General features: G+C 64.6%; 14 protein-coding genes. 7 read left to right on the forward strand and 7 right to left on the reverse strand.

Annotated elements, in window-relative coordinates; all coding sequences use genetic code 11:
- Positions 1 to 8: 8 nt before the first annotated feature.
- From IPL79_17830 to asnB, 3 genes are all read right to left on the reverse strand, one after another.
- A complete protein-coding gene (locus IPL79_17830; protein MBK9072837.1) occupies positions 9 to 1226 on the reverse strand; it encodes a PQQ-dependent sugar dehydrogenase in 1218 nt (405 codons plus the stop codon).
- Positions 1223 to 2071, reverse strand: a complete 849-nt coding sequence (locus IPL79_17835; GenBank protein ID MBK9072838.1) for a hypothetical protein — start codon at positions 2069 to 2071, stop codon at positions 1223 to 1225. The genes IPL79_17830 and IPL79_17835 overlap by 4 nt, the downstream gene beginning before the upstream one ends.
- A gap of 211 nt (positions 2072 to 2282) precedes the next feature.
- Complete coding sequence (gene asnB, locus IPL79_17840) at positions 2283 to 4274, reverse strand: asparagine synthase (glutamine-hydrolyzing) (protein ID MBK9072839.1); 1992 nt, start codon at positions 4272 to 4274, stop codon at positions 2283 to 2285.
- 2 nt (positions 4275 to 4276) lie between these two features.
- On the opposite strand from asnB, the gene IPL79_17845 reads away from it, so the two are divergent.
- From IPL79_17845 to IPL79_17865, 5 genes are all read left to right on the forward strand, one after another.
- Positions 4277 to 4585: an acyl carrier protein gene (locus tag IPL79_17845; protein ID MBK9072840.1), complete on the forward strand. Its 309-nt coding sequence runs from the start codon at positions 4277 to 4279 to the stop codon at positions 4583 to 4585.
- Positions 4586 to 4617: 32 nt separating this feature from the next.
- Positions 4618 to 5595, forward strand: a complete 978-nt coding sequence (gene nadE, locus IPL79_17850; GenBank protein ID MBK9072841.1) for an NAD(+) synthase — start codon at positions 4618 to 4620, stop codon at positions 5593 to 5595.
- Positions 5585 to 7009, forward strand: coding sequence for a hypothetical protein (locus tag IPL79_17855; protein MBK9072842.1), 1425 nt, complete (start codon positions 5585 to 5587; stop codon positions 7007 to 7009). Before nadE ends, IPL79_17855 begins: the two co-directional genes overlap by 11 nt.
- Positions 6963 to 7319 (forward strand): YkgJ family cysteine cluster protein, encoded by a 357-nt coding sequence (locus IPL79_17860; protein ID MBK9072843.1) that lies wholly within the window; start codon positions 6963 to 6965, stop codon positions 7317 to 7319. Before IPL79_17855 ends, IPL79_17860 begins: the two co-directional genes overlap by 47 nt.
- A gap of 446 nt (positions 7320 to 7765) precedes the next feature.
- The gene (locus IPL79_17865) at positions 7766 to 8485 is read left to right on the forward strand and encodes a hypothetical protein (protein MBK9072844.1); all 720 of its coding nucleotides are present in this window, start codon (positions 7766 to 7768) and stop codon (positions 8483 to 8485) included.
- Between the two features lie 17 nt (positions 8486 to 8502).
- On the opposite strand, the gene IPL79_17870 is transcribed toward IPL79_17865, so the two are convergent.
- Together IPL79_17870 and IPL79_17875 are read right to left on the reverse strand one after the other, a co-directional pair.
- Positions 8503 to 9537: an NAD-binding protein gene (locus IPL79_17870; GenBank protein ID MBK9072845.1), complete on the reverse strand. Its 1035-nt coding sequence runs from the start codon at positions 9535 to 9537 to the stop codon at positions 8503 to 8505.
- A 52-nt stretch (positions 9538 to 9589) separates the two neighbouring features.
- Entirely contained in the window at positions 9590 to 10306 is a 717-nt protein-coding gene (locus IPL79_17875; GenBank protein MBK9072846.1) for a hypothetical protein, read from the reverse strand.
- 39 nt (positions 10307 to 10345) lie between these two features.
- On the opposite strand from IPL79_17875, the gene IPL79_17880 reads away from it, so the two are divergent.
- On the forward strand, positions 10346 to 11179 hold the full coding sequence (locus IPL79_17880; GenBank protein MBK9072847.1) for an alpha/beta hydrolase: 834 nt from the start codon (positions 10346 to 10348) through the stop codon (positions 11177 to 11179).
- Here IPL79_17880 and def read toward each other — a convergent pair.
- Positions 11174 to 11749: a peptide deformylase gene (gene def, locus IPL79_17885; protein ID MBK9072848.1), complete on the reverse strand. Its 576-nt coding sequence runs from the start codon at positions 11747 to 11749 to the stop codon at positions 11174 to 11176. The genes IPL79_17880 and def overlap by 6 nt on opposite strands.
- Positions 11750 to 11991: 242 nt before the next feature.
- On the opposite strand from def, the gene IPL79_17890 reads away from it, so the two are divergent.
- On the forward strand, positions 11992 to 12510 hold the full coding sequence (locus tag IPL79_17890; protein ID MBK9072849.1) for a hypothetical protein: 519 nt from the start codon (positions 11992 to 11994) through the stop codon (positions 12508 to 12510).
- Here IPL79_17890 and IPL79_17895 read toward each other — a convergent pair.
- Positions 12507 to 13526 (reverse strand): quinone-dependent dihydroorotate dehydrogenase, encoded by a 1020-nt coding sequence (locus IPL79_17895; GenBank protein ID MBK9072850.1) that lies wholly within the window; start codon positions 13524 to 13526, stop codon positions 12507 to 12509. The two genes, IPL79_17890 and IPL79_17895, sit on opposite strands and share 4 nt — an antisense overlap.
- Between the last annotated feature and the right edge of the window lie 7 nt (positions 13527 to 13533).

Genomic DNA, 13533 nt, shown 5'->3' on the forward strand with positions numbered 1-13533 from the left:
CGCCAAGGCTACGGGCGGGCAACGCGATAGATGGTGCCGGCAATCGAGACGACATAGAGCTCGCCAAAACCATCGCTGCCAAAGCTCACGAGCGTGCCGAGCAAATCGCCATCTGGGTCGAGCGCGCTCGTGTGCGAGGTAAGGCCAGAGGTGGCATTGCCCGAAATCGTGAAGCTATTTATTTCCCCGGTGCAGTAGTCGCCAAAGAAGTAGCGCCCTTGCAGGTCGGTGAGGCAATTGCCGCGGTACACACTGCCGCCGATCACCGAGCATTGCGAGGTCTGCGTGCGGTTGTACATGTGCAACGGTGCCGTGAAGTCGCCGTCGCAATTGCCGGGGGAACGGCACAGGTCGCCTTCGACTAGGGGCCAGCCGAAGTTCAGCCCTGGCGCCGCAGGAGTCACGAGATTAATTTCTTCGAAATCGCCTTGGCCGACGTCGCCAATAAGCAAGTTCCCGTTCGCCGGGTCAAAACCAAAGCGCCACGGATTGCGCAACCCCCACGCGTACATCTCTTCGGCGCCGGTGTTGGTGCCGGCCCAGGGGTTGCCTTCGGGAATGGCATAAGGCGCCGCGCCATCGACGTCAATGCGCAAAATCTTGCCGAGTTGGGTCTGCTCGTCTTGAGCGTTGTCCGGCCCCTCGCCCATGGAGATATAGAGCAGCCCATCGGGGCCAAACGCAACGGTACCGCCGTTGTGGTTGGTGGCGCCGCTGTGCTCGGCCTCGATCAGGATGCCTTGCGCGGTTGCCGAGGTGCCATCGCTGTTAGCTAAATACTCTTCGACCACGAGCGCGCGATCGGTGCGGGTATAGAAAATAAAGGCGCGGCCGTTAGCGGCAAAATCGGGATGAAACGCGAGGCTTAGCAGCCCTTGCTCTTCATCGCTGGTCGCGATGTCGCCGCTGACGTCGATAAAGGGCGTGGTCGCGACTTGCCCGTCATCCCACACGCGAATCTTGCCACCGCGTTCAACGACATAGAGGCGCTCGTCTGCCAGCGGCGCCGTGACATAAACCGGCGCATTCAGATCGGTAACGATGGGCTGCAAGGTGAGCGCGCCGCTGCTGCTCGGCTCGCAAAAGCCCGGTTGCGGGAAGGGAGGGAACGGCGGATTTGGCGGATTGGGCGTGTCGCCGCCAGAGTCGCATGCTGCCGCAAGGCCGAAGGCCGCCGCGACCAAGGTCGTGGCGAGAGAAAAACGGCTAGCGGCGAGAGATTTCATTTTTTGCTTTTTTTTCCCTTGGTCGGTTTTTTCACGGCCTTGCTCGCGGCCGCTTTTTTGGCGGGCTTGCTCGGCTTCTTCGCCGGTGTAGCACGCTTCTTACCTACGGGTTTCGTGACTTTTTTCGCTTTGGGCTTGGCAGCCTTTGAGGCGGGTTTGGCGATTTTTTTGGCTGGCTTGGCTGGCTTGGCTGGCTTAGCTGGCTTGGCTGGCTTGGCTGCCTTCGTCGTCGCTTTCTTTGCCACCGGTTTGGCTGCAACAATGGGTTTGCCAGCAATAGCGGGCTTGGCGGCAATAACCGGCGCTAGCGGTGTTTTGGCCACAGGCGGCGCAGCGGGCTTAATCGCGACGGGCGGGCGTACCGCGGGCTTGGGCGCCACGAAGGCTGGCTTAATCGCGACGCTGCTGTAATCGTCATCATCATCGTCCAAGGCGACGCGCACGCCCACGGCGGGGGCATCGTCATCATCGTCAGTTTCTTCGCCGTCGATGAGCATGTCTTTCTCATCTTCTTCGTCGTCATCATCGTCGGCACCCCAGTCGCCGCCCCACTCGGCGTCTTCGGCGATCACCGGCGCGACGGTTTCTTCTTCCTCGTCTTCATCTTCGTCATCCGTATCGTCGTCGTCATCGTCATCGTCATCTTCAGGGGCCGCGCCGGCACCCCAATCATCCTCTTCTTCTTGGGCCTGCGCATCGGCCGCGGAGGCTGTCCACGTGCTGTCGGTCTCGCTAGCGGCGGCGTCCGCGGCCAAGGTGGTCGTGATCGAAGCGTCAAGCGGCGCATCGGGCGTCACGGCTTTTGGGGTGATTGCGGCGGTTGGGGACAAGGCAGGTTGGGTCATCGAGTTGGCTCCTGAAAAATCGCTGTTGCGAATTCTAACCACGGCGTTGCTAGCACGTTCAAGCGAGCGGAGGTACAACTGCCGCTACCGGTGCGATTGCGGCTGGGGCCTTTACCTGGCCGGCGGGGTGCGGCGCCGCGATACCTTGTGTTGTGACTGGATAGTTTTGAGCCATCAGACTTGGTCTGCTTCCGTGGGGCGTCGTTAAAAACTAGGCGGTTAGGCCAAAACGCTCGCCCAACCAGTGCGTCGTGACAACGCCCACAAGCGCCGCGACGTCGGTGTGGGACGCGCTGGCACCGCGTTGGTGTTGGCGCAGCAATTTGTCGCGGAGGCTGGTGACGGCGGGGGCGGCAAAAACCCCAAACTTGACGCACGCCGCGGGGCTGGTGATGTCGTGCAGCCACGGTGCCGCTAGGAGCGCCCGCAGGTCCGGCGCGCGGTAGGGTTGCTTGGGGCGATGCACGATGGAGTCAGGCACGAGCCCCATCGCGATGCGCTTTAGCAACCATTTTTCGCGAGTGCCAAAAATCTTAAAATGATCAGGCAGGCTGGCGGCCAGCGCCGTGACCTCGGCATCCAGAAATGGAAATCGCCCCTCGACGCCATTGCCGAGCAACATGCGGTCGCCTTGGCTTGAGAGCAAGTAGCCCGCCATCAAGGTGCGCAGCTCGAGATATTGATCAAAGGCCAGCGGCGACACCGTTTCCGACGCGGCGGCGGCAAGATGCGACGTTACGGCGGCAAGCGCGGCGAGCTGTGGCGCCTCGGCGTGGCCAGCCACGGCCGTAAACTCGGGTGACCACAGGCGTGCGATCGCGGCACCGACGCGCCAACGAGTCTGGTGGGCAAACCCGGGCTCGCGCGCGTGCTCGAGGCCTTGCGCGAAAAAGCGCACCGACATCTCGCGCATCGCCACGGGCGAGCGGGCGAGATACGGATACAGCCGCAAGATAAGCGATTGCCGCGCCAGCGAATCGGGCTGCCGCGCCCAGAACCGTCGCACGATGCCCTCGCGAAAGATGTCGTAGCCGCCAAACCATTCGTCGGCGCCCTCGCCAGTTAAGACGACTTTGATGCCGGCCTGGCGCGTGGCGCGCGCGAGAAGAAACATCGGCACCGGTGCGGTGCGCAGCCACGGGCGCTCGGCGTGCCAGACCGCGTCGGGCAGCGCGGCGGCGATATCGGCGTCGCTGACCGTGACGCTGATGTGGCGATGTCGCGTCGTGGCCGCGATTGCCGCGACCGCGGCGTGTTGATGATTGCCTTCATCGAACTCAGCGTCGGCAAAACGCAGGCTCAGCGTGGTCAGTGAGGGCGCCATGCCGGCGGCCATTAGCGCCAGCAACGTGCTATCGACGCCGCCCGAGAGGTAACACCCTACCTCGACGTCGGCGCGCACGAGACGCATTTGGGTGGCGTTGTGCAACGCCGCGCCGAGTTCGGCGGCGGCGTGGGCTGGCGTCCAACCGCGGGTTAGCGCCGTCGTTGCGATGCGCGGCAAGGCGACCTCGCTCGCTGTGCGCGTGCCCGCCGTCTCGCCGCGCAATTGATAACGCCACACCGCGCCGGGCGGCAACTCGGTCACGCCGGCAAACACGGTGGTAGGGGCAAGGGGCGCCCACAGCGAAAACACTTGGGCGAGGCCTTGCGGGTCAAAAGTGCGTGGCAGCTGAGGCAGGCCGGCGAAGATCGCCTTGACCTCGCTGGCAAAGGCAAGCACGCCCGCATGCTGGGCGACATATAACGGCGCGATACCCATGGCGTCGCGCGCCAAGATCAATTCGCCGCAGCGTCGATCCCACAGCGCGAAGGCGTATTGGCCATTGAGGCGCGGCAGCACCTCAGCCCCCCACGCGTGCCAAGCTTGCAGCAGCACCTCGGTGTCGGAGGCGGTCGCAAACGCGTAGCCCAACGCGACCAACTCGGCGCGGAGCTCAATGTAGTTAAAAATCTCACCATTAAAGCAAATGACGCAATCGCCGCCTGCGGTGGCCATGGGTTGGGCGCCAAGCGCGGGGTCGATGATGGCCAGGCGCGCGTGGCCAAGCGCCGCGAATTCGTCGGCCACGATGCCATGGCCATCGGGGCCGCGATGCGCGAGCTGCGCGACCATTTGGCCGACGCGCGCGGGCGCATCGCCTTGCAGTGGCGCCGCGGCGCATGCGTCCGCAAACGCAACTAACCCGGCAATCCCGCACATTTATGTACTATACACGCAGACGTCACACGACGTGGCGATGGTATGCTTTTTTGGTGGCGGCAACGACAGAACAACAGATCGTAGACTTCATCGTCAAAAACTTCTTGTTTGGCAAACGCGAGCAAGCACCCGCGCCCGAACAGTCGTTCCTCCAGGCGGGCGTCATCGACTCGACCGGCGTGCTCGAGCTCGTTGCCTTTGTCGAGGAAACGTATGGGATCGCCGTCGCGGACGACGAATTGGTGCCCGCGCATTTCGATTCGGTGCGCAATCTGGCGGCCTTTGTGGAGCGCAAGCGGGGGCAAGCGTGAGTTCGCTATCGCAAGGCGATCTGGCAGCCGCGATGGCGCTCGATCTGCCCGCTGAGGCGGCGCGGATCGGCGAGCAAATTGTTGCGCTGCTCACCACCCAGGTCAAACGCCGCGGCATCGTGCTAGGGCTGTCGGGCGGCATCGACTCAAGCTGCGTGGCGGCGCTGTGCGTGCGCGCGCTGGGACCTGAGCGCGTGGTCGGGCTGCTCATGCCCGAGCGTGAGTCGTCGGCCTCGACGCTTGGCATCTCGCGCAACTTGGCGGAGACGCTTGGGATCAAATATCACCACGTCGATATTTCGGCGCAACTGGCGGCCTCGGGTGCATATGCCGCGCGCGACGCGGCCATCGCTAGCGTCGTGCCGGGCTATGGCGACGGCTGGAAATCTAAGATCGTGCTGGGCCATGTCGGCGCGCAGGGAGGCGCCGCGTCGCCGGGCATGAACGTTTATTACGTAGTCGCGCAACCACCAAGTGGCGAGCAAATCCGCAAGCGGCTGACGCGCGACGCCTACCTAACGATTGTTGCGGCGACCAACTACAAGCAACGCATACGCAAGATGACGGAATATTTTTGGGCGGATAAGCTGCACTTCGCGGTCGCGGGTACGCCCAACCGCCTCGAATACGACCAGGGATTTTTCGTCAAGGGTGGCGACGGCCTGGCTGATATTAAGCCCATCGCCCACCTCTATAAGACGCAGGTCTATGCGATGGCTGCGGCCACCGGCGTGCCCGCGGACATTTGCGCGCGCGCGCCAACCACGGACACGTATTCGCTCGAGCAAGGCCAAGACGAGTTTTACTTTGCGCTGCCGTATCAGCAAATGGACCAGTGCCTGTGGGCAAAAAACCACGGCTATAAGCCAGGCGACATCGCGGGGGCGCTCGGGCTATCTGTCGAGCAGGTCGCGCATGTGTACGCGGACATCGACCAAAAGCGCGCCACGACGCGGCCGTTGCATCTCGCCGGATTGCTGTGCGGAGACGTGCGTGAGCTTGAGCCGTAGCTTGTTGGCAGGTTCGCGCGAGCGCGCGGCCGTGCGATGGGCGTTGGCGCTTAGCGTGCTCGTTGGCGTGGCAAGCCACGTCGAGACCGCCGCCGCGCAGGCATGGCGGCCCGCCTTCGTCGGCCAAGGCGCCGTGACGGTTGGCTATACGGATAATGTATTTTCCGTCGCCGATGACGCGACCGATCCGCCGCACGTAAGCGATTGGTTCTATCGCCTGCGCGCGGGCGTCGCGGCGCACTTTGTTGGCCAGCGGCAATACACGCTGCTTGAGTATATGGCCGAGGGTGAGCGCTACCAGACGCAGACCGACGAGATCTTATGGATCCATCGCGCGTCGGGCGTGCTCAGCCGCACCGTGTCGCGTCGCAGCACGCTTGATGCGGCGGCGGGCTATGAGCGCGGGCGTTCGCACGTGTTTGCCGGCGCGGGGGCGCGGCGCGATCAGACGCTGGGCGTGCGCGTCGGCGAGCGCGCATTTTCGCTGCTGCGCGGCTCGCAGCGCATCGACTACGAAGTCAGCGACACGATAAGCGTCTTTGAGCGCACGTGGGCGCAGAAATTTGCCAGCGAGGACACGCAGGAAAATACCGCCAGCGGCTTTGAGCTCGGCGGCCAGGGCGGCCTCGAGCGGGAATGGCGCAACACGACGGGCTTTCTCACCGCCGGGCCGCGCTACATCAGCTTTAAGCAACTGGGCGCACCCGATCGCACGCGCGACTTGCTGCTCGATGCCAGCGTCCGCGCCGTGCGCGATTTGGTGCGGTGGGGGCGCCCGTGGGCCGGGGCGCTGGAGGTAGGCGCGACCATGGTGCGCCCACTGCAGCGAGACGATCGCAATGTCATTCAACCCACGGCGATGGCGCAGCTTACCTATTCGCCACCCAATTCCGGATACGCCATGCTGACCTTGCGCCGATCGGTGGTGCCGAGTTTTGAGGCAGGCGCGTCGACGGTGTCGGATCGCGTGATGCTGGCCGGCGGCGTGCCCTTGCTGTGGAATCAGCAGGAGCAGCGGCCGCGGTTGATGCTTGATGGCGCGGCGGGCTGGGAGCAATCGCGCGCCGCCAGCGACGTCGCCGAGACACGGTTCGTCGTGCGCTTTGCCGACGTCGGCGCCACCTTTGCGCCGGTGGTGGGCGTCGGCGTCAGCTTGCGGTACGCCTATATTCATCAACGCGTCCATCAGAACGACGGCGCCGCGGACGCGCTAAGTTCACTGGGCGATTATGAACGCAACACCGTCATGCTGGTGATTTCGGGCATGCTACCGGGGCGCGGCCCGCGCACGACGCATGTCACGGGGCTGGGCTATTCGCCGTCGGGCGACGTTGCGCTGCCGCGCTCGGTGTTGTCACCCGGCGGCGGTGGTGGCCCCGGTGGCGGTGGCGGCGGCGGCGGCGATGGCCGTTGATTGCCAACAGTGCGGCGCGTGTTGCGTCAATCTGCCAAGCAACCGCCACGAGGGCGCACATCTGTGGGTGGAAATCGAACCCGACGATGGCCTGCTGTCGCGTAAAGATCTCGCCAAGCACGTCACGTATGACGCGGCCGGCGTGCCGCACTTGCGCATGGCGCCTGATGGCCGCTGCCTCGCGCTCTCGGGGCGCATCGGCGCGCGCGTAACCTGCCGCATCTATCACGCGCGGCCCTCGCCGTGCCGCCGCGTCAACGCGGGCGACGAGCTTTGCCTGCGCTACCGCGCCGCGCACGGCCTCTCGTAAACAGAACGCATTGAGTGGGGCCGGAGACAAGAATAGACGCGGTGTACGGCTTCGCGAGCCTCGTTACATCGTGCATCGGTTAGCGCGGCCTTTCTACGGGGAAACACAAGCGTACGATTCCAGCATTCGGACACTAGCGTGTCCGCGTTCTGTCCTCCGCAAATCTGGAGCTTGGATTGTGCGTTTCTGGGTAGTCCGGAGCGCGCTGGCCTACCGGCAGGTGGCGCACGTTTCTTCCGCGAGCATAGATTGCAGGGCGGGGTGGTTGGCACCGAGGGATGTGGATACCACAGTGGTCTCACCATGCCCCGGAGGGTCGCTATCTGCGAGCAGGAAGACATGTGCGCTCACCTGCCGGTCCGCACGAGGCGAGCAGGAAGACATGTGCGCCCACCTGCCGGTTAGCGTGGACACGCCGCGCGACGGGTGCGTGGTATAACGCCGCCATGTCGCTAGCGTGGAACGTCTTGCCGCATGGACCGCTCGATCAACTAACCGACTCGCTGTGGCATCTCGAGGGCGAGGTGCCGCGCTTGCCGCTGGGGCGCCACATGGTGGTGATGCGCCGCGCCGATGGCTCGCTACTCATCCACAATGCGATCGCCTGCGACGACGAGACGATGGCGGCGATCGACGCGCTGGGGCCGGTTACCGTGATCGTGGTGCCGAGTTCGTTTCATCGCATCGACGGCGGCCGCTTTGCGCAGCGCTATCCCGCCGCGCGCGTGCTCACGCCGGCTGCTAGTGCGGCCAAGGTGCGGCGGCGGATGCGCGTCGACGGCGACGTCATGGAGCTTGTCGATGATGGTGTAGTAAGAGCCGTCGCACTGCCGGGCGTGCGCAAGGAGGTGATGCTGCTGCACAGCGATCGCGATGGGCACCAAACCGCGGTGTTCAACGACATCTTCTTCAACCTGCCACGCTCGCTACCGGGCGTGCTTGGGCTGGTGGCGCGCCTGGTTGGGGCACTAGGCGGGCCCAAGGTGACGCCTGGAGACCAGTTCTTGCTTGTGCACGACAAATCTTCCTTGCGCGACTTTTTTCTTGAGCTTGCCGCTAACGAGATGTTGGTGCGTGTGGTGCCCGGGCATGGCGCGCTTATCAGCGGCGAGCCATGTGGGCCGGCACAAGACGCAATGGAACGCGCGGCCAACAGCCTGCGCTAAGGCCGTCGCGCGCTGGATTAGGCCGGCGCGGTGGTGGCCGCGAGCACGTGGCGCAACTTGGAGACCTGCGCGACGTCGCCTAAGACGACCACCGCGGCACCCTTGCTGATGACGGTCGTCGGCGGTGGGTTGTACTGCCATGTCGGGCTCGCTGGCTCACGCAGCGCCAAGACACACAGCCCGAAGCGCGCGTGTACTTGCAGCGCCTCGAGTGTCGTTCGCGTATCGCCGACGATGATGTCTTCGATGCGCACGCGCTGGGAATGGTCGCGCAGCATGTCGTCGAGAAACCGCACCGCCACCGGGCGCAGCAGCTCAGAGGCCATGCGCATGCCGCCAATATGATTGGGCGAGACCACGCTGTCGGCGCCGGCGCGGCGCATTTTTTCGACATGGTTTAGCTCGGCACAGCGCGCGATGATGCGCAGGCTGGGGCCAAGCTGGCGCGCACTCACGATTACGTAGACATTATCCTTGTCCGACGACAAGGCCGCGATCAAGCCCGCGGCCTGCGCGACGCCGGCCTTATGTAGCGTGTCGTCTTCGGAGGCGTCGCCGACGACGAAGCTGAAGTTGGGGCCGGGATGCTGCGTTGCCAAGTCGCGCAGCAGGGCCTCGCGCTTGTCGATCGCGACCACGGTGTGGCCGGCGTCGCAAAGCTCAGTGATGATGTGGCGACCGGTGGTGCCGGCGCCGCAAACGATAACGTGCTGTTTCATGGCCTTGATCCTTTTGTGCCGCTTGCTGCGCTGAAGCGCCTCGCGTAAATCACCCTCGACGACGAAGGCGGTGAGCACGGACACTGCATAGACGAGGGTGCCGGTGCCAAAGAGCAACAAGACGGCGGTGAAGCCGCGCGCCAGCGGCATGTGCTCCATGCCCGCCAGCAGCTCGCCATAACCAACGGTGCTTACCGTGATGACGGTCATGTAAAAACACTCAAAAAGCGTCCATTTGCCGCCACCAAGCAACCAATAGCCCACCGTGCCCATCGCGATCACGCACGCGATCGCGGCGGAACCCGCGAGCAAGCGACGTCGAAACTGGTCCACGCCGTTATTCTAGCCCGGCGGCGAGGCTAAATTCGCGTCGGGTGACGATAAGTTACGACGTCAAGGCGTCGCGCTGGTGTGTGTAGTGATACCGGATCTGAGCGGCGCCAAAGCGGTGGGCGCGGCCAACCGGGCAGGCGTCGCGCAGCGCGAGGTAATCTTCCCAAGCAGCATGCACGCGCGCCTGGGTGTGGTTTGCCAAGGCAAGTCGATCGATGATCGGTTGGCAGGCAAGGGCGCAGTCGCAGGGCGCGGGGCAGCGCACGGGGGCCGCGCCGGTGCCGCCATCGCCCGGGGCAGGCGCGTCGAGTACGACGAGCGCGCGCAGCGAAAACCATGGGCCATAGATGGGATGAATGCAGAGTTGGCTCGGCGCTAGATAGGCGAGGCCGGCCGCGACGGCGGCGCGCTGGAGGAGGAGCCGGCGAGGCGGCGGCTCGGGCGCCCAAAACGCTTCGTACCTGACGCCACCGTCGGCGGCGCCGAAAAGGCGCTCAAGCTGCGTCGCGATAGTCGTCGCGCAATAATCGTCGAGAGGATTGGCGAGGCGCTGCAGGTGAGGCTGGTCGCGATACGCGGCCGTAAAGGGCGACCATAGCGCGCGCGTGTTGCCAATGAGCAGTGCCAGCGTGCTTGGCCGCTCCATCGTTGGCGCGGCATACGCGGGGGCGAGCGCATTATAGGCCTGCACCGATAGCGGCTGCACCAAATCAAGGCCGTGCGCCGCCAGCGCGGTGCCAAGCGACGCGATCGCAGACGTCATCGTCACGCGCGCGGTGTAGCATGGAATAATGGGTATACTGCGGCCATGGCGCAGCTGTACGTCGAGACGTTGGGGGCGCCGGAGGCGCCAGCCCATGTGCTATTTACGCATGGCATTTACGGCGCGGGTGGCAATTGGCGGTCGATCGCGCGGGCGGTGGTGGCGGCGCAGCCGCGATACGGCGCGGTCTTAGTCGATTTGCGCGGCCACGGCCGCTCGCCGCAAGGCGAGCCACCGCACACCTTGGACGCCTGCGCGGGTGACCTCGACGAAACGCTCGCGACCCTCGTCCATCGAGGGGTGGCGGTCACCGTCGCCTGCGGTCACTCCTTTGGCGGCAAGGTGCTCATGGCGTTGCGCGCCCGGCGCGATGACCTGGCGGCGTGTTGGATTTTAGATTCGTCCCCGAGCACGCGACCCGGCGCCGTCGATGATCCCAGCAACACGGTGCAGGCCGTTTTAGCGGCGCTTGGCGCGCTGCCGCCTACGTTGCCGCGGCGCGACGATTTTATCGCGGCGTTGGTGGCGGCAGGGCAGACGCCCGCCTTAGCGAGTTGGCTCGCCATGAATGTGGTGCCCGAGGCCAGCGGTGGCTATCGGCTGCGCCTGGACTTGTCGCAGATGCGCGAGCTGCTCGCCGACTACTACCGAAGGGACCTGTGGGACGCCATCTTGGCGCCGGGCCGCGGCGAGTTGCATATGGTCGTGGCGCAGCGTTCGCCGGTGGTGTCTGAAGCCGACCGCGCGCGACTGCGTGAGGCGGCGGCGGCCTTGCCGCACCTCGGGATCCACGAGCTGCCCGATGCGGGCCATTGGCTCCACATCGATCAACCACGCGCGGTGGCCGAGCTGATCGCCTCGCGCTTGCCGACGCTATGAACCGACGCGCTTAACCAAGGCCTCGGCGTATGCAAAAAATGCCGCCTTGTGGTGGCGATCGAATTCGGTCCAGGTGGATAGCGTCGAGGTGTCGGTGACGCGGTCGAGAAACACCTTGCCTCGCAGATGATCGACCTCATGTTGATACGTCCCTGCCTTAAAGCCATGGACGACCTCGTCGATGGGCGCCCCATGGCGATCGAGCGCCTTGACATGGAGATGCAGGAAGCGCTGCACCTTGCCCCGCATGTTTGGTACCGAGAGGCATCCCTCATAGTTGTCAAAGAGCTCGTCACCAACCGGCGTCAGCTCGGGGTTGACAAGGATGGTTAGCGGGATCGGTGGCTTGTACGGATATCGGACATTCTGCCTCACCTCGATCGCGCACAGCTGCACGGGCTCGTAGATTTGCGTTGCGGCCAACCCGGCGCCGTCGGCATCGCGCATGGTTTCGATGAGGTCGTCGATGAGGGTCTGCATCGCCGCCGAACGCAGCTCATCTAAAGAAATCGGGCGGGCGATCTCCCTGAGCACGGGGTGGCCAAGTTGTGCAATTTTGCGAATCGCCATGGGCTCAAGTCTAGCTGGCGCGCGCGGGTTTGGCCGCCGCTCGGGGAATTTTACCCGCGAATCCGCCCACAACCGCGGCTAACAGCGCGTATCGACCGCGGTCCCAGAGCTAGCGAACGTGGTTCGCAACGCCGGCCGTAGCGCCGGCCGAGCGATGGGGTGTAGCCAAACGCCCCACGTTTTGCAGTTGAATTCGAAATTTGTTACGTGTTACTCAGCCGTCACATTCAAAGGGAGAGCATATGTTGAAAGCATCACTTCGCGTTGCGTTTGTCGGTCTCATGGTTTCATGTGCGTTTGCCGCCTGCGGCAACGATGGGGATAAGGATCCTGTGGTGACGCAGCCACCTCCGCCACCTCCGCCACCAGCGCCAAATCCAACCGCGTTTACGTTTGGCAATGCATGCGCGGCCAATGCCGATTGCGGCCCCGACGGCGCTTGTTTGACCTTCGGCACCGGCACGACCGCAATGTGCAGCGGCCCATGCCGCCAAGAATCGCAAACCAGCGAGGCTGAAATCGATGCGAGCTGGGGTCTTTGCGCTGATAACCAAACGGGCAATCTTGGCGCAACGGCGGCGTGCGTTGCTGGCGACGGCGCTGGTCAAGTTTTCTGCGCCGCGATCTGCGGCACGGCGACCACCATCGCCACCGGCGAAACCACCGACTTTGGCGTCTGCGACGGCGGCTTCACGTGCCTGATCGGCGCGTTCACGTCCAGCGAGACAGCTGACCTCAGCCAGCTTGGCGTCTGCAGCTAAGTTCGCAAGGCCCGGACCAGGCGTCGCGCGGTCAGCGGCCCTCGGTAAATAAACTCAGTATAAATCTGAAGTAAGTGAGCGCCGGCTGCCAGGCGCTCATTTGCATTTTCGGCGGTAATGCCGCCGGCGGCGATCAACGTGACGCGGTCGCTGACGCGGGCACGCAGGCGGCGCAATACCGCGAGACTACGGTCGGCAACTGGGGCGCCGGAAATGCCCCCTGCGCCCATTGCGGCCACCGTAGCCGCGTCGGTCCGCAAGCCCTCGCGCGAAATAGTCGTGTTGGTGGCGATCAGGCCGTCGAGTGCGGTTTCAAGCGCAAGGTCGGCGATGGCATCGACGTCCTCGTCGGCGAGATCTGGCGCAATCTTGACCAACAAGGGTAGCGGCGTGGCGCGCACGTCAGCCACGGCGGCCCTCACCGCGACAATGATTGCGCGCAGCGGGGCCGTGCCTTGCAGCGCGCGGAGGCCTGGCGTGTTAGGCGAGCTGACATTGATGACTAGGTAGTCCGCCACCGCGGCGACGGCGCGCGCGCTGGCGGCGTAGTCGGCAGGAGCCTCGGCCTCGTCGACCGCCTTGGTCTTGCCGATGTTGACGCCCACCACGCCGGTGCGCGGGCCGCGCAGGCGGAGGGCCGCGGCGGCGGCGCCATGGTTGTTAAAGCCCATGCGATTGAGCAGCGCGTGATCGCGGTGAAGGCGAAACAAACGAGGCTTTGGATTGCCGGGCTGCGCCCGCGCCGTAACCGTGCCGACTTCGACGCCACCAAAGCCAAGGGCCAGCAAGGCGCGATACCCCGTGGCATTTTTGTCAAACCCCGCCGCCATGATCAGCGGGCTGGCAAACGTCAGGCCCATGGCGTGCACGGCCTGGCCGCGAGGCAGCAGCAGCTTGCGGCTTAGGGCCTTCATGCCGGGTATTGCCATCCACGCGCGCAGCAGCGCAAAGGCGACGTTGTGCGTTGCCTCGGCCGGGAGGTGCCGCAGCACCGCCCAATAGAGAAATCGATACACCGAGGCA

This window comes from Myxococcales bacterium (assembly GCA_016716835.1).
In the GTDB taxonomy this organism is placed as follows: domain Bacteria; phylum Myxococcota_A; class Polyangia; order Haliangiales; family Haliangiaceae; genus JADJUW01.